Annotated in this window: 18 protein-coding genes and 1 pseudogene; 8 read left to right on the top strand and 11 right to left on the bottom strand. The window is 62.2% G+C overall.

Going from position 1 to position 22,753, the window contains the following annotated elements:
* Window positions 1–16: 16 nt before the first annotated feature.
* The 3 genes and pseudogenes from ABID26_RS19800 to ABID26_RS19790 form a co-directional block, all read right to left on the bottom strand.
* On the bottom strand, window positions 17–976 hold the full coding sequence (locus tag ABID26_RS19800; RefSeq protein ID WP_126098324.1) for a substrate-binding domain-containing protein: 960 nt from the start codon (window positions 974–976) through the stop codon (window positions 17–19).
* Between the two features lie 39 nt (window positions 977–1,015).
* Window positions 1,016–2,038, bottom strand: coding sequence for a LacI family DNA-binding transcriptional regulator (locus tag ABID26_RS19795; RefSeq protein WP_292373416.1), 1,023 nt, complete (start codon window positions 2,036–2,038; stop codon window positions 1,016–1,018).
* A 203-nt stretch (window positions 2,039–2,241) separates the two neighbouring features.
* Window positions 2,242–2,403, bottom strand: a pseudogene (locus ABID26_RS19790) (IS110 family transposase); the annotation flags it as partial.
* Window positions 2,404–2,718: 315 nt separating this feature from the next.
* Between ABID26_RS19790 and ABID26_RS19785 the strand changes: the two are divergent.
* Window positions 2,719–6,108 (top strand): AAA family ATPase, encoded by a 3,390-nt coding sequence (locus ABID26_RS19785; protein ID WP_354416069.1) that lies wholly within the window; start codon window positions 2,719–2,721, stop codon window positions 6,106–6,108.
* Window positions 6,109–6,496: 388 nt separating this feature from the next.
* Here the strand turns inward: ABID26_RS19785 and ABID26_RS19780 are convergent, their stop codons facing one another.
* From ABID26_RS19780 to ABID26_RS19755, 6 genes are read right to left on the bottom strand one after another with little or no spacing between them, the layout of a single operon-like run.
* Window positions 6,497–7,759, bottom strand: coding sequence for an ABC transporter substrate-binding protein (locus ABID26_RS19780; RefSeq protein ID WP_354416068.1), 1,263 nt, complete (start codon window positions 7,757–7,759; stop codon window positions 6,497–6,499).
* A gap of 41 nt (window positions 7,760–7,800) precedes the next feature.
* Complete coding sequence (locus tag ABID26_RS19775; RefSeq protein WP_354416067.1) at window positions 7,801–8,223, bottom strand: DUF4440 domain-containing protein; 423 nt, start codon at window positions 8,221–8,223, stop codon at window positions 7,801–7,803.
* 8 nt (window positions 8,224–8,231) lie between these two features.
* A complete protein-coding gene (locus tag ABID26_RS19770) occupies window positions 8,232–9,287 on the bottom strand; it encodes an aldo/keto reductase (protein ID WP_354416066.1) in 1,056 nt (351 codons plus the stop codon).
* Complete coding sequence (locus ABID26_RS19765; protein ID WP_354416065.1) at window positions 9,284–9,643, bottom strand: TIGR04076 family protein; 360 nt, start codon at window positions 9,641–9,643, stop codon at window positions 9,284–9,286. The genes ABID26_RS19770 and ABID26_RS19765 overlap by 4 nt, the downstream gene beginning before the upstream one ends.
* Complete coding sequence (locus ABID26_RS19760; RefSeq protein ID WP_354416064.1) at window positions 9,644–10,132, bottom strand: DUF3830 family protein; 489 nt, start codon at window positions 10,130–10,132, stop codon at window positions 9,644–9,646.
* 1 nt (window position 10,133) lies between these two features.
* Entirely contained in the window at window positions 10,134–10,862 is a 729-nt protein-coding gene (locus tag ABID26_RS19755; protein ID WP_354416063.1) for a GntR family transcriptional regulator, read from the bottom strand.
* A 153-nt stretch (window positions 10,863–11,015) separates the two neighbouring features.
* Between ABID26_RS19755 and ABID26_RS19750 the strand changes: the two genes are divergently transcribed.
* The 5 genes from ABID26_RS19750 to ABID26_RS19730 are packed head-to-tail and all read left to right on the top strand — an operon-like array spanning window position 11,016 to window position 15,763.
* Window positions 11,016–11,816, top strand: coding sequence for an ABC transporter ATP-binding protein (locus ABID26_RS19750; protein ID WP_354416062.1), 801 nt, complete (start codon window positions 11,016–11,018; stop codon window positions 11,814–11,816).
* Complete coding sequence (locus ABID26_RS19745) at window positions 11,813–12,580, top strand: ABC transporter ATP-binding protein (protein WP_292373402.1); 768 nt, start codon at window positions 11,813–11,815, stop codon at window positions 12,578–12,580. The genes ABID26_RS19750 and ABID26_RS19745 overlap by 4 nt, the downstream gene beginning before the upstream one ends.
* The gene (locus tag ABID26_RS19740) at window positions 12,577–13,485 is read left to right on the top strand and encodes a branched-chain amino acid ABC transporter permease (protein WP_292373400.1); all 909 of its coding nucleotides are present in this window, start codon (window positions 12,577–12,579) and stop codon (window positions 13,483–13,485) included. Before ABID26_RS19745 ends, ABID26_RS19740 begins: the two co-directional genes overlap by 4 nt.
* Complete coding sequence (locus ABID26_RS19735) at window positions 13,482–14,462, top strand: branched-chain amino acid ABC transporter permease (protein ID WP_292340671.1); 981 nt, start codon at window positions 13,482–13,484, stop codon at window positions 14,460–14,462. The genes ABID26_RS19740 and ABID26_RS19735 overlap by 4 nt, the downstream gene beginning before the upstream one ends.
* Window positions 14,459–15,763 (top strand): NAD(P)/FAD-dependent oxidoreductase, encoded by a 1,305-nt coding sequence (locus tag ABID26_RS19730; protein ID WP_292373398.1) that lies wholly within the window; start codon window positions 14,459–14,461, stop codon window positions 15,761–15,763. Before ABID26_RS19735 ends, ABID26_RS19730 begins: the two co-directional genes overlap by 4 nt.
* Before the next feature lie 750 nt (window positions 15,764–16,513).
* Here the strand turns inward: ABID26_RS19730 and ABID26_RS37080 are convergent.
* Entirely contained in the window at window positions 16,514–16,762 is a 249-nt protein-coding gene (locus ABID26_RS37080) for a DUF6894 family protein (protein ID WP_435528589.1), read from the bottom strand.
* Window positions 16,763–18,083: 1,321 nt separating this feature from the next.
* Window positions 18,084–18,533: a hypothetical protein gene (locus tag ABID26_RS19720; RefSeq protein ID WP_354416061.1), complete on the bottom strand. Its 450-nt coding sequence runs from the start codon at window positions 18,531–18,533 to the stop codon at window positions 18,084–18,086.
* Window positions 18,534–18,587: 54 nt separating this feature from the next.
* Here ABID26_RS19720 and ABID26_RS19715 point away from each other — a divergent pair, with 54 nt between their 5' ends.
* Together ABID26_RS19715 and ABID26_RS19710 are read left to right on the top strand one after the other, a co-directional pair.
* Window positions 18,588–18,986, top strand: a complete 399-nt coding sequence (locus ABID26_RS19715) for a hypothetical protein (protein ID WP_292373393.1) — start codon at window positions 18,588–18,590, stop codon at window positions 18,984–18,986.
* Window positions 18,987–19,370: 384 nt separating this feature from the next.
* Complete coding sequence (locus tag ABID26_RS19710; protein WP_354416060.1) at window positions 19,371–22,724, top strand: Ig-like domain-containing protein; 3,354 nt, start codon at window positions 19,371–19,373, stop codon at window positions 22,722–22,724.
* The last annotated feature ends 29 nt before the right edge of the window (window positions 22,725–22,753 follow it).

Raw genomic sequence — 22,753 nt, 5'->3', positions numbered from 1 at the left:
GCGGCCTGGTGCTCGGTCATTTGAAGACTGCCCGGTACGGCTCGACATTGTCCTTGGTGACGATGGTCACCGGCACCGCGACGTTCTTGTCCACGCTGCCGCCCCTGGTAATGGTGTCGAGCGCTTTTACGGCGGCCTCGCCCATGCCGGCAGGATCCTGCTGAACGACGGCCGTGACGTAGCCCTTGTCGATGCCCGAGATCGCCTGCGCGGTCAGGTCCCAGCCGAAGATCTTGATCTGGTCCTGCTTGCCCTGGCTCTCCACGGCAGCGATGGCACCGAGCAGCGCCGGCTCGCCGGTGGCGTAAATCGCGTTCATGTCGGGATTGCCGGTGATCAGATTTTCGGCGGCGGCAAGCGCGGTGTCCTGCACGTTCTGGCCATCGACCACAGCTATCGTTTCGATGCCGTCCTTGCCCTTGATGGCGTCCTCGAAGCCTTTTTGGCGCACGTTCTGGATGTAGGAGTTGAGGGCGCCGACGATGCCGATCTTGGCCTTGCCGCCCATGTTGGCCTTAACATAGTCGAGGAAATGCGCGCCCATGTCGGCACCGGCCTTGGCGTTGTCGACACCGATCTGCGCCTTCTGCGGACCCTTGGGCAGGATGGCGTCGATCGCCACCACCGGGATCTTGGCGTCCGCCGCCTGATTGACCGCCGCCATGATGCCGTTGACGTCGATGGCCACGACGATCAGGCCGTTCACCTTCTGCTGAATGTAGGTCTCGATGGCGCTGTTTTGGGCGGCGGCGTCGTTGTTGGCGTTGAAGATTACCAGCTTGGCGCCGGCGGCGTCCGCAGCCTTCTGTGCGCCTTGGTTGATCTGGTTGAAGAACAGGGCCTGCTGGTTGATCTGCACCAGCGCGTAGGTCTTCTGGTCTTGCGCGACGGCAGGCGAAACCGCGCCGGCAAAGATGCCGAGTGCGGTGAAGCCGAGAGCTGCAGCGAAGGTTCTGCGAGTTGTGGTCAAGGTCATATTCGTTTCTCCTCTGTGAAGTTTTCTTCCATTGCCGGCTTAACGTTTCGCGGGCGGGGCAACGGATTCCCGCACCACGATCTCGACTGGCATCAGTTCCTGCGGCGCCGGTGACGCGAGATCCTGCCAATTCGTTTCGAGAAGCAGCGCCAGCGACCGTCTGCCGATGTCCCGCACGGGCTGGCGCACGGCTGTCACCGACGGCGCGAACAGGTGGAAGGGCGCGACGTCGTCGAACCCAACAATGGAGACGTTGCCGGGAACCGAGATGCCCTCCGCCCGGAAGACCTCGATCATGCCGATGGTGATCTCGTCCGATGTGGCGAAGATCGCGGTGCCCGGCATGCCATTGGCGATGAAGCGGCGGGCGGCCTCGCGGCCGAACTCGACCGTGTAGTTTCCACGATAGCTTGCCGGCACGATGTCCTCGCCCCAATGCTCGCGCAGCGCGCGGCGTAAGCCGTCGAAGCGACGACGGCCGCTGATCATCTGCTGCTCGCTGCCAACGAACAGCACTTCGCGATGCCCGTGCGCGGCGAGGTGGCGACCAGCGAGGTAACCGCCCTGTTCGTTATCGCAGAACAGTTTAGGCACATCCGCACCCGGCACATCCTCGTCGGCGATGACGACCTTGCCGACCTGGTTGATGTGAGTTGCGAGCTGGCCGTCGTCGGCATGGTTGGTGACGAAGATCAGCCCGTCCACATGCTTGCGCTCGATCAGCTCCAGATAAGCTACCTCGCGGCCGGTTCGGTTGAGCGTGGCAAAAAGCGAGACTGCCAGGTTGCGGCTGTCGGCTTCCGCCTCGACCGCGGCAACGAAGGCGGCGAAGAACGGATTGGCGATGTCGGGCACGACCAGGCCGATTGTGTCCGAGCGGCCGCGGCTGAGGCGACGCGCATGCGGGTTGGGCCTGTAGTTGAGGTCGCGGATTGCGTCTTCAATGCGCTTGCGAGTCTCTTCGGGAAGAGAGAGCGAGCCGTTGAGCAGGCGCGAGACAGTCGCCACGGAAACGCCGGCTGCCCCGGCGACGTCCTTCAGGCTGGCGGTTCTGTCGCTCATGCAGCTTCCTTTGCTACAGCGTCTTGTAAAGCGCTTTAGTAAACCGCTTTACGATCCATTGAGAGGCAAACTTTGTCAAGCCTTGCGGTTGATCCTCGAACAGTGGCCCGGATGCGTCGTTCCCCAAGGGCAGTATCGCCAGCAGAATCGCCACGAACCTCTTGCCGCTCAATAGTGCGATGAGCTGCAGGCTTGAGCTGCAGGCTTTCGATTCCGACCAGGCAAGGTGGCAGGCTCTCGAACAATGCCAGCACGCGCCCGCGCGTCAGCTTCCTGCGAACGACAACCTCACTCGCCGCATCCACCCCGTGGACTTGAAACACTGACTTCGCAATATCCAGACCAATCGTAGTAACGTTGCCCATCATAGATCTCCTCCAGCTCTGGCCCCACAATCATATCGCTGGGCGGGAGGAGAGCCGTCCACCGCATCAGAAGCTGACGGGCAGCTTCGAGGCTCGAATAGTCAGAAACGGACCTTCAGGCATCCTGCGTGCGTCGTCGTGAGCTGACCCTTCTCTGCCATTCCCCGTTGAAAAGGACTACGGCAAGCCGAGATACCCAATCCGGTCGTAGCCGTCACATGTCCCGACACCGCAGGAGGGTTTTCTTAGTGCCGTTCGGAGGCTTTTTGGAGTATATTGCAGAACCTTGCGCTCCGAACACACGGAGAAGGAGCCATGGACGTCGGTGCTTGGCTGCGCGACCAAGGACTGGGACAGTACGAGGAAGCGTTCCGCCAAAACGATATCGATGATGAAGTCCTCAGAGATCTTTCCGCCGAGGACCTGATTGGACTCGGCGTCGCTTCAGTCGGGCACCGCCGCAAACTGCTTGCTGCCATAGCTTCGCTGCGCGAGATCGATCGGCAAGCGACCAGCCCAGGTAGAGATACATCTACAGCAACCAGATCCATGTCGCTCCCGGCGGCGGAGCGCCGCCAGCTCACTGTGATGTTTGTTGACCTAGTTGGCTCGACTGCGCTTTCATCACGACTCGATCCAGAGGAGATGGGCGAACTGCTGCGTGGCTATCAAGGCGCGGTGTCGGGTGCGATTGCACGGTTCGAGGGACATATCGCCAAATATATGGGCGATGGCGTGCTAGCCTACTTCGGCTATCCGCACGCTCACGAAGATGAGGCCGAACGGGCGGTGCGGGCGGGGCTTGCAGCCGTCGAGGCAGTGCGGGATCTGCAACCGGTGCACGGCGTGATGCTTCAAGCCCGTGTCGGAATCGCCACAGGCCTCGTAGTTGTCGGTGAACTGATCGGTGAAGGTGCAGCGCGTGAGAGGACGGTAGTCGGTGAAACGCCGAATCTCGCCGCGCGTCTGCAAAGTCTGGCCGAGCCTGGAACTGTGGTTATTGGAGCTCGCACGCGGCAGTTGATCGGTGGCTTGTTCGATCTCGCCGAACTCGGCCTTCCCCCGCTAAGGGGTTTTCCTGCTTCCGTACGTGCTTGGCGCGTGCTTGGTGAAAGCGCTGCGGAAAGCCGTTTCGAAGCCATGCGTGGGGCGGGCCTCATCCCGCTAATTGGTCGCGAGCATGAGATTGGACTGCTGCTCAAGCACTGGGAAGCAGTCAAAGAAGGCGAAGGCCAGGTTGTGCTGCTAGCCGGTGAGCCTGGCATCGGCAAGTCACGCCTCGTCCGTGCCCTACGTCGGCGGCTAGAAAGCGAACCGCATACGATTGTGAGTCACTACTGCTCGCCGTACCATCAGGCCAGCCCGCTTCATCCGGTGATCGGTCTTCTGGAGCGGGCGGCTGGTTTCGCCGCAGACGACCTTCCCGGAGTGAGACTGAATAAACTCGAGGCACTGGTCGCGCTTTCGACGGAAGATGTCGCCGCGGTCCCGCTGCTCGCGGCGCTGTTGTCGCTTCCAGCAGACGACCGCTATCCGCCGTTGGAGCTTAGCCCGCACCGACAGAAGGAACGGACGCTGGAGGTATTGGTCGATCAGCTCATTGGGCTCGCAGCGCGCCAGCCCGTCTTGGCTGTCTACGAAGACGTACATTGGGCAGATCCGACCTCCCTGGAGTTGCTAGATCTTGTGATTGACCGCGTGCAGGGCGCGCCGGTGATGGTGCTCATCACATTCCGCTCCGAGTTCCTGCAACCGTGGATGCACTATCCTCACGTCACCGCACTGACGCTTAGTCGTTTGAGCCGACGGCAAGGCGCAGCGATGGTCGAGCGGCTGACCGGCGGCAGGGCTCTGCCGACCGAATTGCTCAACCAGATCGTCGCCAAAACCGACGGCGTGCCGCTTTTCGTGGAAGAGCTGACGCGGGCCGTGATCGAGACCAACCTGCTAAGAGATGAGGGCGATCACTACGCTCTCGCCAGTCCACTGTCGGCCATAGCGATCCCCACCACGCTTCAGGAGTCGTTATTGGCCCGGCTCGACCGACTTGCCCCCGCCAGGGAGGTGGCGCAGGTGGCGGCCGCAATCGGACGAGAATTCTCGCACGAGTTGCTCATGGCGGCCGTGCCGTTGCCGACCAGCGAGGTGGAGCGAGCATTGGACGACCTTATTGCGTCGGGATTGGTGTTCCGCCACGGGATTTCGCCGCAGGCGACCTACAGTTTCAAGCATGCGCTCGTGCGCGACGCGGCCTATGCGACACTTGTGCGCTCGAAACGACAGCGGTTGCACGCGGGAATCGCCAATGCAATCGAGCAGCGATTCCCGGAAATGGTCCAAACGCAACCCGAACTTCTAGCCCAGCACTTCACGGAGGCGGGACTGCCGGAACCAGCGATCACTTACTGGCTCAAGGCAGGGCAAGCGGAGATTGCTCGCTCCGCAACTGAGGAAGCAATTACCCATCTGACAAGAGGGCTGGAGCTGCTTGAAGCCCTACCTGATGATGGCACGCAATGGCGGCAGGAACTCGAACTGCAAGTCGCCCTTGCCGTCGCGCTGATGACTGCCAAGGGCTGGGCAGCGCCAGAAGTTGGGCGGGCCAACGCGCGAGCGCGCGAATTATGCGAACGGCTCGGTGACACAAATCGGCTCTTCCCTGTCCTCTACGGGGACTGGGTATTCCATGTCGTGCGGGCGGAGCTGGAGGCGGGCCGGAAGGCAGGAGAGGAACTGCTGCGTCGCGCGCGGGAAGAACAGGATCTGGCCGCCGAGGTCGTTGGCAACCGCATCGTCGGAACCGATGCCTTCCTTCGCGGCGAGGTGACCGTTGCCCGTGAAAATCTGGAGCGATCGCTCGCCCTTTACGATCCACAGCGACATCGCTCTCTCGCGTTCCTGTTCGCCCAAGACCCTCGGGTGGCAGGGCTGTCGGTCCTATCCTGGACCCTGCTAACTCTCGGCTATCCCGAGCAGGCGCAGACGAGGAGCAACGAGGCGTTGGCGGACGCTAGGGAGCTATCTCACCGCAACACGCTGGGTTATGCTTTACTTTATGGCTGCATCCTGTCGCAGCTTCGCGGCGACTGGCGAGAAGCCCGGGAACGGGCGAATTCACTGATCACGCTCGCGAGAGCACAAGGGTCTCCGCACTTCGTCGGGGCGGGTATGGTCGTTCGAGGCTGGACGCTGGGGGAGACGGGCGAGTTGCAGCCGGCCATTGCGCAGATTCGAGAAGGCTTAGTGTCCTGGCAGACGACGGGAGCCGGTTTCCTTGTTCCATTCTTTCTAAGCTTGCTCGCGCACGTCGAAACCCAGGCCGGCGGGGCGAAAAAGGGCTTGGACTTGCTCGCCGATGGGCTAGGCCGAGTGCGTGAAACCGGCGAGCGCTGGTTCGAGCCGGAGCTGCATCGGCTGACAGGCGAACTGATGCTGCAACTGCCCACTGTTGATCAGGCCAAGGTCGAGGCACGGTTCAAGCACGCGGCCGCAATAGCGCGGCGGCAATCCGCTGACTTGTGGGAGTTGCGCGCGACGACCAGCCTAGCCCGACTGTGGATCAAGGAGAATCGGGGCGGTGAAGCTCACGACCTGCTCGCGGCGCTCTACCGCAAGTTTACCGAGGGATCTGCCACATCGGACCTGCAATTGGCCCAACAGGTGCTTTGCGAAGCCGGCGATTGCGCTAATCGCCGACCGATTTGATACGAAATCGGCATTTCGAAGCGGACCTACAACCCAAAGGCGGGAGGGGGCCACCAGAGTTCGTGGTCCATTCATAAGGGGTCTCCGTTGTCCGCTCGCAGTCCGTGTGCCGACCTTGCTTGCCCTGGCGGCCAAGGTCCGGAACTGTGAGCAGGTCGGCCGGTGTGGTCGCTTGGGATGTCGGATTTCAGGAAGCGCAAAAGGCACCCTCAACGGCCGCGATTGGCCGCTAAACGGTCTTTCTCACCAAGGGCGCCGAACGTCGCATTCGGGCACTCAAATTCTGACGTCGGACAACCCCGGAAACGCAAGATATACTGACTTACTTATCCGCGGTCGCTGGATCCCGGATCAGCGATCCGGGGCCCAGTTCTGCGTGTCGAACACTTCATTTGTTCAGCTTCGCCTGCAGGGCGTTAACGTCGTCTGTCGTCATCTCGCCGTCGGTGGTCACCTTGCCGTCGACGATCTTCCAAAGTCGGAACGGGCCGGTGATGTCGCCGTATTTGTCGAAGGACACTGGGCCGATCACGCCCTCGTAGCGGATCGGCTTGCCCTCCTTGATCAGGCCGAGCGCCTTGGCGAATTCGTCCTTGCCGGCATGGATCGGCGTGCCGGCCGGATCGACCGCTTTGTAGATCGCATCCCTGATCTTGGCTGGCTCCTCCGAGCCGGCAATGGCGATAGCAAGCCCGACGATGGCGCCGGCATCGTAGGAGCGGTCGGCCGCCGGATTCGACGGCTCGATGCCGGAGAAGGCCTTATAGTTCTTGTTGAAATAATCGGTCGAAGCGGTCGGGCTGGTGCCGGAGGACGTACCGTAGGCATCCTTCAGATAGTCCGCGCCGACGGAGTCGATGAAGTCGGGGCTGTTCATGCCGTCATTGAGCAGGAATTTCTGCACGCCGCCCTGCGAAACCCAGGTGCGGGCGATGGTGGCGCCGTCGACGGGCGTGCTGACGAGATAAAGCCCGTCCGGCTCGCCGGCCATGGCCGCCGTGACTTCCGACGCGTAGCTCGACTGTTTCTCATTGTAGGGCGTGTCGGAAACGATGGTGCCGCCCAGCGCCTTATAGGCACGCGAGAATTCGGCCACCATGTTGACGCCGAAGTCGTTGTTGACATGGATGACCGACAGCTTCTTGAAACCCTTGTCGATGGCGTATTTGGCGGCCGCGACACCCTGCAGCGCATCCGAGGTGATGGTGCGGAAGAAGAAGCCGCTGGTCTTGCCTTCGCGCCCCAGCGCCGTCAGCGTCGGCGAGGACGAGGCGGGCGACACCTGGACGACCTTGGCCGGCGCGGTGACCGAGGTCAGGATCGGGATCGACACCGACGAGATGATGCCGCCGATGATGGCCGGCACTTTCTTGACCTGCACGAGCTGGGTCGCGGCGTCGACCGCGATGTTGCCCTGGCTCTGGCTGTCGCGCGTGTCGGTCGCGAGATCGCAGCCGCGGACGCCGCCTGCATCGTTGATGTCGCGGAACGCCATCTCGACCGACTTCGCGCCGGCCTGGCCGTATTCGCCTGCCGGACCCGTCAGTTCCATCACCAGGCCCACGGTGATCTTGCAGTTGGCCGCATTCGCCGCGCTGGCCGCCATCAGCAGACCGAGCGCGGTGCCGATCTGGAATAGTTTCTTTGTCATTGCTGTTCCCCTTTCGTTGCACGACTTCATACTTTGCCTGTTCAGTCTTGTGGCATCTGCAGCCAGGTTTCATGCAGATGTCGCCATTCGACGCCGTTCGGTGCCGATGAATTGGTGGTGAAGACGGCGCTCGAACGCCTTCGGCTCTGCTTGCCGGCGCGCTGCTGCGCCTCGACATAGGTGAGGACAAGCAAGTCGTCTGTCCCCCATCCGGGCCGGATATCCTCGATCGAAATGGCGAAGTCGCCGTCGAAAGTTGCGCGGCTGGCCCGGACATGATTGAGCACCGCTTCGCGGTCGAGCAGTTGGCCGCTAGGCACGACCATGGAGAAGCCCTCGCCCATCACACTTTCAAAGCGGCTGAAATCCGCTCTGTCGCAGCGCCGCCTGTCGAACCAGTCGACGAAGAAGCGATGCAGATCGACGACCTCGGCGCTGGCGCGGGAAAGGAGCGAAGCGTCCATGTCCAGGCTCACTTCCCGCCAGCGTTCAGATTGTAGTGCATGATCGAGCCGTGGCGGCCGTGGCGGTCACGCTCAAGCGTATAGACATCGCCTTCGAGCCCAGAACTCTCGGCGATCACTGTTCCGATCGCCGCCCGGTCCTGCGCGGACAGCGCGATCTCCATAATGCGGGCGTTGGCGAGCGCATGCGCCTGGTTGCGGGCACCGACGATGACGGCGGCCACCTGTGGCTGCCCCAGTACCCAGGCGCTGGCGACAGTGGCGATGTCGACGCTGTGGCGGTCGCTTGCCGCTTTCAACGTTCCCAGCAGATGCTGGAACAGATCCCAGCCGCCGAAATCGTCAATGATCAGCTTGTACTTGACCAGTGAGCGGTTCTCGAGCGGCATCGATGGTTCGGCGGCACCCAGCCATTTCTCGCTGAGAAATCCGCCCGCCACCGAGCCGTAGCAAAGGAAGCTGACACCGTTGTCCGCGGCGAGACCTGCAAGGCCCTTCGCCGGACGCTGGTCGAGGACGGAATATTGCAGCTGCTGGCTGACCACGGGCACGCCGGCTGACAGGATTTCGGACAGGCGTTGTGTGTCGAAATTGGTCGTGCCGACATTGCGCACCTTGCCCTCGGCGCGCATCTCATTCAGCCAGCCCATCGCGTCGATGTAGCGGGGCTGCGAATAGTCCCACCAATGGAATTGCACGAGATCGAGCCGTTCCGTCTTCAGCCGCCGCATCGACTGATCGACGATGCTCCTGATGTAATCGCGGCTGATGCTGGCGAGCCGCTCAAGGTCGGGCACCAGCTTGGTGTGCACCTTCATCCGCGCGGCGACGTCGAGGCCGCGTTCGTTGGCAAGCCGCAGCCGGGCGGCGCCGATCAGTTCCTCCACGCCGGTGTAGATGTCGGCGCAGTCATAGGTGAAGATGCCGGCGTCGAAGGTGGCGATCAGGTCGGTCACCGCCTGCTGCCGGTCGATCGTGCCATGCCCGCCGGCAAGCTGCCAGCCGCCGCGGATGACCCGCGAGATCGTGTAGCCGGAGCCGAGCTCGAACGTTTTTGCCATCATTTGTCCTCACTGTCGGGCGGCAGCGGCACGGCCGTGGTCTCCGCATGGCTGAAGCGCCGCTTGCCCGTTCTTACGATCCTTAGCCGGCTTGCACAGTTGGGATCGGGGCAAGCGATCTCCGCATCCGACGTCATCCAGTCGTTCGGGTGCGTCGGCCGCTGCTTTGCCGCGAGCAAGGGCAGGACGGCGGCGATGGAGTAGATCGAGAAGCCCTGCCCCGCCGGCATGGACAGCATTTCGCCCCTGAGTTCGAAATAGTCGCCTGGCTTGGCGCCGCAGTAGATCGGCTTGCCTTCGGGGATGACGGCCTCGACGCGCAGGTCGAAGAGTTCGAAACTGTCGTCGCGCTTAGCCATTCACGCCTCCGCCCGTGTGAAGGTTACGTCGCAGGCGCCGTTGCGGCGAATGACGCCGCAGGCCGCCGCAATCTGTTCCCGCTGCTCGGGCAGCACTTGGGCGACTACACTCCCGGCAAGCCACCCGATCGGAAACAAAAGTCGCGCGCCCTGCCCGTAGAACAGACCGATGTCGAAGATCGCGTTCGGGTTGCCGCTCCACATGCGCGGTGGCACGTAGGAGAGCACGATGTCGCCGGGTTGCGGCGTCAGCGTCGCATTCTCCGCCGGCAAAGGCTGAGCGTAAGCCTGGTTCTCCAAATGCGACGGCGGAACCGGGCAGGAAATTTCAGGGCCAGTCCACATGGCATGGATACCGGCGACGACGCGCGGCTCCTCCAGATAGGCCCACAGGAAGGCCGCGTTGTCGGGCGCCTTCTCCGGCAGCAGAAGCGCTGTTGCCGATAGGCCGGAACGCGGCTCGGTGATCTTTATGGCGCGTCCTGTCATGTCACTCCGTTCTGGTCCTGGATTGCAGCTTGTCGCGCAGGAAGGCGAAGGGGCGGCTGATGTCGGCCACCAGCGCCTCGCGCGCGGCTTGCGCGTCCTGAGCCGCAAGCGCCGCGACGATGCTGCGGTGATAATGTGCGGTGTCCACCTCGCCGGCTTCGGAAAAGGCGTAGATGGCGACGCGGATGCATGGTCCTGACTGCAGCCAGAGGCTTTCGATCATCGGGATCAGCACCGCTGAGCCGCAGGCACGGTAGATCTCGAAATGAAAGCTCTGATTGAGCGTCACCTCACGGTCGACATCCTTCTTGTGCTTCAGGGCACGGATCTCGTCCCACTCGCGCAGCAGGGCCTCGACGGTCGCGATCTGGCGCGGCCCCATGCGCGAGGCGGCGAGCGAAATCGCCTCGCCCTCGATGAGGATGCGGGCGCGCAGCAGATCATCGATCCGCTCCAGCGTGATCGGCGGCACGCGCACCGAGCGATTGGGGAGCGCCTCGAGCGCCTTTTCGGTGATGAGCCGGCCGAGCGCCTCGCGCACGGGCATCGTGGACGTAACCAGCGCATCGGCAAGGCCGCGGATAGTGAGCACCTGGCTCGGCTCGAAGAGGCCGCCGATCAACGCCCTGCGCAGCTCCGAATAGACGCGGTCCTGAACGGTCTCGCGGCCGACCGGCGCGAGTTGCGCGGCGAGAGCCTCGTTGTTGCGCTCCACGGCTGCCTTTTGCATGGCGTTCCCGACTCCAGCCCTTTTTTTGGCGGGGCCCTTTGGCGGGCTGGCCCGTTTTCGGCTTGCAGAGAAAATTAAAGCCGAATAGCGTGATCAAAGCAAGTGTGATCACATATCAAATCAGAGAAGCGGCGTTTCCGGCCTGAGGAAATGATGGGAGAGACGGAGAAGCGGCATGGGGTAAAGGCCCAGGAGCCCGTGCTGGCGGCGAAGAACGTCGTCAGGCGGTTTGGCGGGCTCGTTGCCGTCAACAACGTCTCTTTCGAGGTTCATCCCGGCGAGATCCTCGGCCTGATCGGCCCCAACGGTGCCGGCAAGACGACAATGTTCGACCTGCTCGCCGGCAGCATCCTGCCCTCCAGCGGCGAGATCTATCTCGGCGGCGTGCCCGTTTCCGGTGAGGCGGCGCACCGCCGTATCGGCCGCGGCCTCGGTCGTACGTTCCAGATCCCCCGGCCCCTGCCCAACCTGACGCTGATCGAAAACGTCATGCTCGCCGCGCAGGGACAGACCGGGGAGCGGCTGCTCGCCAACTTCGTCATGTCTTGGCGTGTCGCCGCCGAGGAAAGGGCCGCCGCAAGGAAAGCTGCCGAGCTTCTCGAACTTGTCTCGCTGACCCGACTGGCGCATGAGCCGGCTCGCGTGCTTTCCGGAGGGCAGCGCAAGCTCCTCGAGCTTGCCCGCGTGATGATGGCCGATCCGGCGATCATCCTGCTCGACGAGCCGGCGGCCGGCGTCAACGCCACGCTGCTCGAAGTGCTCATCGACCGCATCCGCGACATCAACAAAAGCGGCATCACCTTCCTTTTGATCGAGCACAATATCGACATGGTGACGCGGCTTTGCCATCGCGTGCTGGTCATGGCGAGCGGCGCGCTCCTGTGCGAAGGCACCGCCGACGAGGTGGCGCGCGACCCGCGCGTTATCGAGGCCTATCTCGGAGGCGCGGCATGAGCGAGACCGTGCTTGCCGTCCGCGATCTCGAAGCCGGCTACGAGCCCGGCGTGCCGATCGTGCGCGGCGCTTCGATCACCGTCAACAAGGGCGAGATCGTCGTCGTTCTCGGCCCGAACGGTGCCGGCAAGTCGAGCCTGATCAAGGCAGTTGCCGGCCTTGTCCCGATCAGCCGCGGCACCGTACTGCTCGACGGCAAGGACATCACTTCGGCTCCCGCCCATACCATGGTCCGCCTCGGGCTCGCCTTCGTGCCGCAGACCGAGAACGTCTTTCCGCTGATGTCGGTGGAAGACAATCTGAAAGTCGCTTGCGGCATCCTGAAGCCACGCGAAATCCCGGCGCGCATCGCGGAAATGTACGCCGCCTTCCCCGATCTCTTGCGGCAGCGAAAGGCGGCCGCCGGGAACCTGTCTGGCGGACAGCGGCAGATGCTGGCGGTGGCGCGGGCGCTGATCGTGCGTCCGAAGGTGCTGGTGCTCGACGAGCCGTCGGCGGGCCTGTCGCCAAAATTCGTCGCCTTGGTGTTCGAGATGCTCTGCGCCATCCGCAAGTCCGGCGTCACAATCCTTCTGGTCGAACAGAATGCCAAGGCGGCGCTTGCCATAGGCGACCGCGCTTATGTGCTGGTCGAAGGCAAGGACCGGCATGAAGGCGTCGCCGCTGAACTGTGGAATGATCCGGTGGTCGCGGAGCTCTACCTTGGCCAGCGCCCGAAAAGCGACGGCAAGGCCATGCCCTCCGGCAAGGGGAGCGCCGCATGAGCCTGCAATTCATCGTCGACGGGCTGCTGACCGGCTCGATGATCGGCCTCGGCGCCATCGGTGTGACGCTGACCTATTCGATCCTTCGCTTCTCGAACTTCGCGCATGGCGACTTCATGGCCTGGGGCTCTTACGCGACGCTCGCCGTCGTCGGCGCCATCGGCGCGATGTTCGGCAAGCTCGCGCCGATCGGCTCGCTCTCCTTCGGCTGGCCGCTCATCGTCGCGCTCGTCATCGGCATGGCGTTCACGGCGCTGCTCGCGCTGCTGCTCGACCTGGTGCTGTTTTCCCGGCTGCGCAAGCAGGGCCAAGCGATCATCGTGGTGATGGCGAGCTTCGGCGCCTCGATGGCGCTGAGAAGCCTGCTCGAATTCACGTTCACGTCACGGCCGACCTATTTCAGCCGGGCCATACAGATCGCCATGCCGGTCGGACTCGGCATCCGCATCACCCCGGACCAGATCGCCCTGCTCCTGCTGACCGCCCTCCTGGTGACCGGCGTCCATCTCCTGATCACGCGCACGCAGACAGGCCGCACCATGCAGGCGCTCAGCCAGAACGCCGCGCTCGCCCGCGTCGTCGGTATCGACGTCGCCAAGGTCGTGCGTGTCACCTGGATCATCGGCGGCGGACTGGCCTGCGTGGCCGGCGTCATGATCGGCATCCTCATCCAGATCCGACCTTTCATGGGCTTCGACATGCTGCTGCCGATGTTTGCCGCCGCCATCCTGGGCGGCATAGGCAGCGTGCCGGGCGCCGTGCTCGGCGGACTGATCATCGGCTTGGCCGAGGCCGGCGCCGTGCAACTGATCGGCGCCGAATGGCGCGCGGCAGTTTCCTTCATCATCCTGATGGCAGTGCTGTTCGTGCGGCCCATCGGCCTCTTCGGGGTTCGCGAAAGATGATCGATCTCGTCGGCTACGGCGCCTTCTTCCTGACCACGGCGTTGATCTTTTCGCTGATCACGCTGGGGCTGAACCTGCAATGGGGACTGACCGGCCTGTTCAATGTAGGGCTCGCCGGCTTTGTCGCGATTGGCGCCTACACCTCGGCGCTGCTCACCACGCCGGCCGATCCCGCGCGGCTTGGCGGTTTCGAGCTACCGATCCTCATCGGCTGGCTGGGCGCGATGGTCGTCGGCGGGCTTGCCGCGGCACTGACCGGCATCGCCACGCTGCGGCTGAGATCGGATTATCTGGCGATCACCACCTTTGGCGTCGCGGTGGTCGTGCAACTGGTCGCGCTCAATGCCCAGAAACTGACCGGAGGCCCTTTCGGTATCGGCTTCATTCCGCGCCCCTTTGGGGGCTTGGCTGAAACGCCGCTGCTCTTCAACCTGTCGAACCTTGCCATCGTCTCGATGGTGACGCTCGCCGCATACATCGCGCTCGAACATCTCTCCCGCAGCCCGTGGGGCCGCGTCCTGAAGGCGCTGCGCGAGGATGAGCGTGCTGCGATTTCGCTCGGTAAGAGCGCCCGCTTCTACCGCGTGCAGGCATTCGCGGTGGGCGGCGCCATCATGGCGCTTGCCGGCGCGCTGCAGGCGCATTTCATCGGCTTCATCGCGCCCGACAACTACCTGCCGATCCTGACATTCCAGGTCTGGGTCATGCTGATTCTCGGCGGCTCCGGCAGCAATTTAGGTGCCGTCGCCGGCAGCGTACTGGTCTGGGCGATATGGGCCGGCTCCGGCGCGCTCACCAGCGTGCTGTTCTCGGCGGAGCAGCAGGCACGGGCAGCCGCCCTGCAGATCGTCGCCATCGGCGTGATGCTGTGCGTCATCCTGCTGGTCAGGCCGAGCGGCCTGTTCGGCGACAGGCCGCGACGCCTCCGGACCGCCAAGGCTCCGAGCCCCGCCGCGCCTGAGAGCAGCGGCCCATGAGCCGGACGGCCTTAAAGGAATCGCAAAACCTCTCCCTTTGGCACGCCGTTGCTCGCGATCACCATGACCGACCGCCGATCGAAGGCCGGATCGATGTCGACCTCGCGATCGTCGGCGGCGGCTTCGCCGGCCTCTCGACCGCGCTTCACGTAGCCGAGAGAGGCATCTCGGTCGCTGTACTCGAAGCCGAGATCATCGCCTGGGGGGCAACGGGCCGCAATGCCGGCTTCGTAGTGCCCAATTTCGCCAAGATGGATCCGTCCGCCATCATCGCGCATCTCGGGCCGGAGCGCGGCGAGCGGCTGATCGACTTCGCCGGCGGCAGCGCCGACCTGGTATTCGACCTCATCAAGCGGCACCGGATCAATTGCGACGCGGTGCAGAACGGCTGGATCCAGCCGGCGCACTCGGCGGCGGCTCTGGAAAAGGTGAAATCCCGCGCCGGTCAATGGGCTGCGCGCGGCAGGCCCGCTGTCACGCTCGGCAGCCGTTCTGTCCAGGAGCTTACAGGCGTGCGCGGCTATCTCGGCGGCTGGATGGATCGCTCCGGCGGCGTGCTCGATCCGGTCGCCTACGCCCGTGGCTTGGCGACCGCCGCCGAAAAGGCTGGCGCCCGCATTTTCGAGCACAGCCGCGTCACAGCAATCGACCGGACTGCGCAAGGCTGGGCGCTGAAGATGCCGTCGGGATCGGTGCGGGCGGGAAAGGTTCTGGTTGCCACAAACGCCTATGGCGAGGAACTCAATCCGGTTCTCGGGCAAACTTACTTCCCGCTCAGGGTATTCCAGATCGCGACGGCGCCGCTGCCGCGGGGCATGCGCAGCAGGCTGCTGCCTGGCGGACAAGGTGTCGGCGACACGAGACGCAACCTTTTGACCTTTCGCTTCGACAGCGAAAACAGGCTGATCAGCGGCGGCATGCATGTTGTCGGCGCCGGCGCCGAAACACGGGTGCCGCAAGCGATCTGGCGGCGCCTCGCCACGCATCTCGAGCTGCCGGATATCCCGCCGCTGCAATATTCCTGGTCCGGCATGGCGGCCGTCGAGCCTGACTTCCTGCCGCGCCTCGTAGATCTCGGTCCGGGACTGATCGCGGGCTTTGCCTGCAACGGCCGTGGCATCGCCATGACCACGGCCATGGGCAAGGCGCTCGCCGATTGGGCCGGGGGAATGAATGTCGGCGACTTGCCGCTTCCCTTCGCTCCGCCATCGCCGATCTCGTTCCACAACGTGGTCCGCTATGCGCCGAACGTCTTGCTCGCATGGAGCATTTTGCGCGATAGGCTGGAACGGAGGCCTTGAGGTTAGTGTTGGATCAAAAGCCGAAGTTCCAATTTCCTAGGTAGGCGGCACTGCAACCCGTTGCGGTCGCGCGGCGAGATTGCGCGCCATATCTTAACCTGACCCAAAACGGATTTACTTTTAGTCGGCCTGGTCGGTTCGCTATTGAGGTGTTCTCGCCGCCAATGGCTGCCGGCCGTATCGCGGCGCCTTCATGCGCTTTTGCCGCAACTGCAACCCTTAACATGGCCGCTAGATTTCGGGCGGCCAGGAACTGAACTTTACGGCCGAGATGGGTGCCTCTACGCCGTTCCGGGAGCTCGCGCGCTCCTTTCCGTCCAGAGACGCCGATCCGCAGGCCGGACTTTACCGGCAGCTATCCATGCTGGCCAGCCGGCGCGCGTCGCCGGGCGATCGTTGGCGTGGCTTCAGAGCGGCTTCACAAGGGGCGGGGACGCCCCTCTGCGGACAAGGAGTTCCGTTCGCCGCCGCCTGCTTTCGAACTTCAGCCGAATGACTGCTCGCGCGCGATGCTGGCTGGTAGGATTGCGGCGCCGAGCCGCCTGCTGCCTAGAGAGGACGCTTCGCAATCACACTTCGATTTTCTGCTGGGTGATAGAGCGCGGGGCGCAGACGAACTTGCTCCCCGCCGCAGCAATCTACCTACGCTATGTGCCTAATTGGTCCGGCACCTATAGCGTGGCCAGCCAGCCAAAGTGACCGAGCTTGGCGTTTGTGCAGTCTGGTACAAAGCCAGACTTCGGCCGCGGGCTAGTTTGAAGTTTCCGAGATAACCACCGGCGTTCCGAATTCAATTCTGATCTGCATGATCTGACTGCCGTTGAAGTCGCGGACCGTACACACCAGATCGCGGTATTCAATGGGGGGCGGCCCGGCCACCAGTTTGCGGACCATTTCGAGGGCCCTTTCCTTCGCCGACTCAGTGCCCAGTAGGAGGGCTCCGCGTGCGTCGTGATAGACATCTCCGGTATCGGAAAGGTCGAAGAAAAATCTAGGCATGGCAGCTTATAATAGCACAATGCGGAAAAGCTTAGCTTATTTATGAATCAGGCTCACTTTTTATAAGGCCCGCGCACATCGGCCGTTCAGCTTCCTTGGCTTCGACGAAGCAACAATGCCCGCGAACTCCCAAGCCTCGCCGGATCAGGCACACGCGGCCTAGTAGAAGCGGCGGCCCAAAGAAACTGTGATGGGTGAGCGGGGGCGGGTGCCGCAAATGCGCCACATCGAAGGCCGCTCACGAAGGAAACTCATCCTACCATTTTATAGCTTCCATCTCGACGCGGACCGCGTCCGGAATTTCGATGACCTGATGGACGTCGAATCGACCAAGCGAAGAGAACTTCGATCCTCGACACAAAGTCCTCGAGAACCTCGGTCCTATGCGGCCTCTGCTCTGTTTCGGCAATCCTGCCGGAGTTCGTCCGCGTAGAGCAGGTCCACGCTTGCTAAACCTTTTGTCTGATCGATTACTCATTCGGATGGCGGCAAAGTAGCCTGAAATAACACTAGAATTCATGAGGCGTCGTGACTGAGGTCGTGGCAGTTTATATATCGCGTGGGCGCACTTGAGATGAATTGATTCCAGATCTCGGTGCGGCAATTTGGAATGAATCAGGTTCAAGCTGGCCTACTAGCGGGACGGAGTAGGATCGAGCCTCATGACTTTTGTCACTTTTGCCCATGCGGGTTCTTCGCCTAGGGCTGCGCGCGAAGACGGTCGCGTGGGCCATCGGCGCGTCGTGAGCATGCTGCAAGGTGGCATTGGATGCGCGCCAGGTGAGACCCGGCTGCCGTCTTCGAATCTCAAAGGTCGCGCTCGTCGCTCCGAATTGGGAAGGTTCTTGCGCGTCGGTCGTGTCAGGTTATCGGTCATGGCGACGGCGCCCAATTGAGCACGATCGGTTGGAGGTTGCTGAGACGCTCGCTGCCCGACCAGGCTGAGTCTGGGCGGTGCGTGCCGTCAGCAGTGAAGGAGATCCGATATGTCCAAATCTGTTCAGATTTCCGGAATTGCGGGCGGTGGGGATGTTGTTGAACAGGCCATGACTTGGCTTGGCTCCTGGTCTTCCTCCAAAGGCCTTCAGACAATTGATGACGGGCCGATACCATTGTCCGGAACCAGCGCTCCGGACGCAGGTGAACACCACGGTGACAGCACGCTAAGGGCTTCGGCGACAGGAGAAGCGAGCCCGGAAGATGGCGGCAGCCCGGCTGTCGAAACCAGCGTCCGCGGCAACAGCAACGGCGCGGACCAAGCCGCTGCCAAGATCGGTGATCTCATCTCCACGCGGCCACCCTGCCCGGGATGGCAATTCAGCTACTGGTCCATCAATCGATGCTTGACCCCGCTTCCGTCCAGGGCGGTGGACGCCGTCGTTCTGGGAAGCGACGACACGTTGAAGACTTTGCTGGTGAAGGCGCTCGCGTCGTCGACATTAGCGCCCTGGATCAGCAGTGACGCCGCGCCGGTCTTCACCTCGTTGGCCTGAAATTGGATGTAGGCCCTGGTGATGATGGCGCCTTGAGGAATGTTGATCCCAGTGAAACGAAGACCGTCAGTCTGCGCGGTGCTGCCATCATAACCCAGCTCCAGGTCTGAGACATTGGTCGACATCGCGCCGGAGTTCTTCGGCTCGACATCGTCGCCGGCGCTCGCGCCGTCCCGAGCGAGCGCAGTGAGCGACGGGTAACGCGGAAGCGAAGCTGGCTCATTATGGAGATAATGGTCGTAGGATTTTGTAGCTAATCCTCCAGCATGCACGCTCAAGGACGCTGCGCGAAGCTGTCTCGCACGGCCTTCCATTCGATTAACAATGTTAATATGTTTCCGTTATCTCGCGTATTATCAGATGGCGGCAATCTCTATCTTCAGGTGACTCGCTCCGGCACCAAGCAGTGGGTGTTTTTCTTCCAGCTCGTCGTCGATCATCGAGTCCGGCGTAGACCCGAGCCAGATGGCCGGCATCCACTCGCAGTTGAAATCGATCGTGCCTTCAGGCCGCAAGAGAGACGGTTTTCTGTTGTCGATACCGACCTCAAGAGCGATCATGCCTACTATGCTGCGTTGATTGAAGCGGTAGGTGACGAGAAGAAGGAGTTGTTAGGAACCGAAGTGCCGGCATTTTTCGATCATCTCGTCAAGATTGATCTCACTGAGCTGGCATCCCGCCACCTCCAGACCGTCGCGCTTCAAGATCAACGTCTCAATACCGAGGCCTAGGGCATCGAGGGCCGGATCAGGGATTGGCTGCGCATGGGGGTTTTGCCGGGTACGGACACCCAGCATTCGTAGAGGCCAACTGCCTGATCAAGTCGCGAGGCGTTGCGGCATGCCCCGACAATTGCTTGTGCAGGGTTTTCCCGACTGTGCAGGACAGAGCATCGGGGCTGCACAAACGCTGCTAAAGGCAGTTGCAGGGCCTATGGAGTTTGCAGAGGTTCAAAAATTACAGCTGCAATAATGACTTGGTCGGCTGGTGACAGTTTCGGAAACCCCAGTCCAGTTGCCATACCTCCTTTGGTGGATGCACGCTGCCTTTAAACCGGCTCGGATAAGGACTAAACTTACCCACCGCGTGGCTTCAATCGCGACGGCGAGGGTAAAATGACAATAAAAGCCAAGGCGGACACCGCAAGTCTTCTCGAAGATACCACGGTCACTGGTAACTTGCTTGCCAACGACACGGAAACCTTCGCGCTAAAGTGGATCAAGTATGGCAGCACCTCCAAGCTGGTGGGCTCGACGACTACCATTGAGGGCCTCTACGGGACCCTTACGGTCTATGCCGATGGAAGCTACAGCTACACAGCCGACTTGGCGAAGGCTGAGGCCTTGGCCGCGGGAGCGGTCGTAACCGAGAAATTCGGCTATACGGCGAACGATCAACTCGGAAATACCAGCAGCAGCACGCTTACCTTTACCATCACTGGCGTTAACGATAATCCGGTGATCTCGATCGGCAGCGGCGACAGTGCAGGCGCCAACCTGACCGAAACCAATGCCACGCTTACGGCTGCCGGCAACTTTACGGTGACCGATGTCGATACCTCCGAGACCGTCAGTTCAACTGTGACCAAGGCGGTTCTGACTGGCGCGACCGGCGGCCTCGTCGAAGCCGATGTCAAAGGACTGTTGAAGCTCACTCCGGCCACGGGGCTTGCTGCCAACGCCGGCGACTCGCATAACCTCGGCTGGCAATTCGACTCCGGATCGCAAGCCTTTGACTTCCTAGGACAGGGCCAGGTCTTGACCATCGCCTACACGATTTCGGTGTCGGACGGTCATGGCGGGTCGGCCACCCAGCAAATCAATGTCGCCATCACCGGCACCAACGACGCGCCGGTTGCTAGCGCAGACGCCTATGCAGCCAAAGCCGGCGTGCAACTCAATGTGTCGGTGGCGCAAGGCGTCCTAGCCAATGATCACGACGCAGAGGGCAGCGCCCTCCAACCCGTGTTGATTTCAGGCCCGTCGCACGGGACGCTCCATCTGCTGGACGACGGGTCCTTCGACTACACTGCCGCCGCCGGTTACACTGGCCCGGACAGCTTTACTTACGAGGCTTTCGATGGGGCCGCGTACAGCGCCGCTACCGCCGTCACGCTCTCGGTTACCTCCGACAACACGCCACCTGTTGCCGCCAATGACAGCTACAATGTCACGGCCGGGACGGATTTTAGCGTCGTCAGGGCGGGGGGCGTCCTCGCCAATGACAGCGACGCCGACAGCAACCCGCTCGAGGCCGTCCTGCAGACGGGGCCTGCCAATGGCAGCCTGACCCTCGATAGTGATGGTTCGTTCATCTACACGGCAGTTGCCGGCTTCACCGGAACCGACAGCTTTACTTACAAGGCCTTCGACGGGACAGCCTATAGCAACACGGCAACTGTCAGTCTGGTGGTCAGTTCGCCCAACGCCATTCCAGTAGCCACTGACGATGTCTACAGCTTGAATGCCGGCTCGACCCTGACGAAGAGCGCTGCCAATGGCGTCCTCGCCAATGACAGTGATGCCGATAACGACGTGCTGCAGGCGGTGCTGCTCATCGGCCCCAGCAAGGGTACGTTGGCGCTCAACGCGGACGGCTCATTCACCTACACGCCCATTGCCGGCTTCATCGGGACCGACAGCTTTACCTACCGGGCATTCGATGGCCACGACTACAGCGCAGCGGCATCGGCCGAACTGACGGTGAACGCCATTCCCGCCCCCACGACGGTAGTATTCCAGGATGGGTTGAACGGCTATGCGGCCACCCTGGACACCACCTTGGATCAGGCAAAGCCCACGACGTCGTTCGGCTCCGACGTCGCAGTGAGCGTCGACAAAGCCGATGCCGGCGTCGCCAATGCCAAGCAAGCGCTGCTCGGTTTCGACAATTTGTTTGGTTCGGGCCCGGGGCAGATCCCAGTGGGTGCCACCATCACCTCGGCAATCCTCACCTTACAGACGAACAACGAATCTGCGTCGGCGGCCAATGGTGCGTTCTATCGCATGCTGGTCGACTGGACCGAAAGCGCGACTTGGAACTCGATGGTTGGAGGCGTCCAGGCCAATGGCGTCGAGGCCCTGTCCGTGGCGGACGTGACTGTGGGGCAGACCGCTCTCGGACCAACCACGGTTGATGTCACCGCAAGCCTGCGCGCCTGGGCAACAGCGGGTACGACTGCTGCTGAACTCAATGCTGCAAACCAGGGCTGGCTGATCAGCACAGGTTCTACCGACGCCTGGAGGTTAGACTCCTCCGAGGGTTCAGTGCACCCGAAGCTCGCCGTAACCTACGTGATCGGCACCAGTTCCATGCCGGCCCTGGGCATTTCCGATGCCGCGCAAACCGAAGGCCCGGGCGCCAATATTACCTTCCACCTCAGTCTCGACCATGCTGCGTCTCAAGACATTCTGATCAGCTACTCGATCATTGACGGCACCGCCACCGCCGCCAATGACCTGCTCGGCCCGGCGACGGGTACAGTGACCATTTCTGACGGCCAGAGTTCCTTGGACCTTGCGCTCACGCTCAAGGACGACACGTTCACCGAGAACACGGAATCCTTTAGCCTCAAGTTGAACTCCGCAAACGGTGCCTTCATCGCAGACACTACGGCGACTGGTACGATTTACGACAACGATCCAAACCCCGTCATTCAAGCCAGTGTCGTCGCCGTGACCGACCTCGCCACGGCCCCTTTCCGCGATGTCGATGCGGCAGGGGTTGGTATCGGCGATCCCTCCGGCCTGGCCTATGATCCGGTCTCTCACAAGCTGTTCATTGCCGACTCGGAACATGATGAGAGACCGTGGTTCAGCCAGACCAACCTGTTCTCGATCGGTCCCACCGGTGCTATTCAGGGATACAGCGTGGAGTCATTCACCTTCGAGCCCACCGGCCTCGGGATCAATCCGTCCAACGGCCATATGTATATCTCCGATGACGATCAGCTGGAGGTGTTCTGGGTCGACCCGGCCAATCCATCGGTCAAGCTTGGATCATTCGACACGGCATCCCTGGGGCAGGACGACAGCGAGGACTTGCGGTTCGATCCGACGACCGGCCACATCTTCGAGCTCGGTGGCCACCAGAAACTGATGTACGAACTGACTGGCGATGGGGCACTGGTGAGAACCATAAATCTCCCCTCGGTGATGCATGACGCGGAGGCGCTGGCCTACGATCCAACTCACGGCATCTTCTTCGTCGCCTCCGGATTGAGCCCGAATATCTGGGAGATGGATCACGACGGCGACATCATCTCGACAATCAGCGTCCTCAACTCGCCGGCCTACACAAACCCGATTACCGGGGTGGCGGTGAGGCCCAAGGGTCTGGAGCTGGCACCAAGTTCCGACCCGAACGACGGACAGCAAATGAGCCTCTACGTCGCCGACTACGGCGTCGACCAGGTCGCTGATGGCCGGTTGTTCGAAATCCATCTGGGCTCGGACTGGCTGCTGGCCTGACGGCTGGACCCAGGAAGCCGAGAATGGTG

This window comes from Mesorhizobium shonense, from assembly GCF_040545255.1.
GTDB classification, from domain to species: Bacteria; Pseudomonadota; Alphaproteobacteria; order Rhizobiales; family Rhizobiaceae; genus Mesorhizobium; species Mesorhizobium shonense.
Note: the sequence above shows the minus strand (reverse complement) of the source record. Positions and strands in the feature narration are given on the sequence as shown.

What these genes read in the sequence shown, in the direction of transcription:
- ABID26_RS19800 (WP_126098324.1), bottom strand. Translation starts at nt 976, where the DNA reads ATGACCTTGACCACAACTCGCAGAACCTTCGCTGCAGCTCTCGGCTTC.
- ABID26_RS19795 (WP_292373416.1), bottom strand. Translation starts at nt 2,038, where the DNA reads ATGAGCGACAGAACCGCCAGCCTGAAGGACGTCGCCGGGGCAGCCGGC.
- ABID26_RS19785 (WP_354416069.1), top strand. Translation starts at nt 2,719, where the DNA reads ATGGACGTCGGTGCTTGGCTGCGCGACCAAGGACTGGGACAGTACGAG.
- ABID26_RS19780 (WP_354416068.1), bottom strand. Translation starts at nt 7,759, where the DNA reads ATGACAAAGAAACTATTCCAGATCGGCACCGCGCTCGGTCTGCTGATG.
- ABID26_RS19775 (WP_354416067.1), bottom strand. Translation starts at nt 8,223, where the DNA reads ATGGACGCTTCGCTCCTTTCCCGCGCCAGCGCCGAGGTCGTCGATCTG.
- ABID26_RS19770 (WP_354416066.1), bottom strand. Translation starts at nt 9,287, where the DNA reads ATGATGGCAAAAACGTTCGAGCTCGGCTCCGGCTACACGATCTCGCGG.
- ABID26_RS19765 (WP_354416065.1), bottom strand. Translation starts at nt 9,643, where the DNA reads ATGGCTAAGCGCGACGACAGTTTCGAACTCTTCGACCTGCGCGTCGAG.
- ABID26_RS19760 (WP_354416064.1), bottom strand. Translation starts at nt 10,132, where the DNA reads ATGACAGGACGCGCCATAAAGATCACCGAGCCGCGTTCCGGCCTATCG.
- ABID26_RS19755 (WP_354416063.1), bottom strand. Translation starts at nt 10,862, where the DNA reads ATGCAAAAGGCAGCCGTGGAGCGCAACAACGAGGCTCTCGCCGCGCAA.
- ABID26_RS19750 (WP_354416062.1), top strand. Translation starts at nt 11,016, where the DNA reads ATGGGAGAGACGGAGAAGCGGCATGGGGTAAAGGCCCAGGAGCCCGTG.
- ABID26_RS19745 (WP_292373402.1), top strand. Translation starts at nt 11,813, where the DNA reads ATGAGCGAGACCGTGCTTGCCGTCCGCGATCTCGAAGCCGGCTACGAG.
- ABID26_RS19740 (WP_292373400.1), top strand. Translation starts at nt 12,577, where the DNA reads ATGAGCCTGCAATTCATCGTCGACGGGCTGCTGACCGGCTCGATGATC.
- ABID26_RS19735 (WP_292340671.1), top strand. Translation starts at nt 13,482, where the DNA reads ATGATCGATCTCGTCGGCTACGGCGCCTTCTTCCTGACCACGGCGTTG.
- ABID26_RS19730 (WP_292373398.1), top strand. Translation starts at nt 14,459, where the DNA reads ATGAGCCGGACGGCCTTAAAGGAATCGCAAAACCTCTCCCTTTGGCAC.
- ABID26_RS37080 (WP_435528589.1), bottom strand. Translation starts at nt 16,762, where the DNA reads ATGCCTAGATTTTTCTTCGACCTTTCCGATACCGGAGATGTCTATCAC.
- ABID26_RS19715 (WP_292373393.1), top strand. Translation starts at nt 18,588, where the DNA reads ATGTTTCCGTTATCTCGCGTATTATCAGATGGCGGCAATCTCTATCTT.
- ABID26_RS19710 (WP_354416060.1), top strand. Translation starts at nt 19,371, where the DNA reads ATGACAATAAAAGCCAAGGCGGACACCGCAAGTCTTCTCGAAGATACC.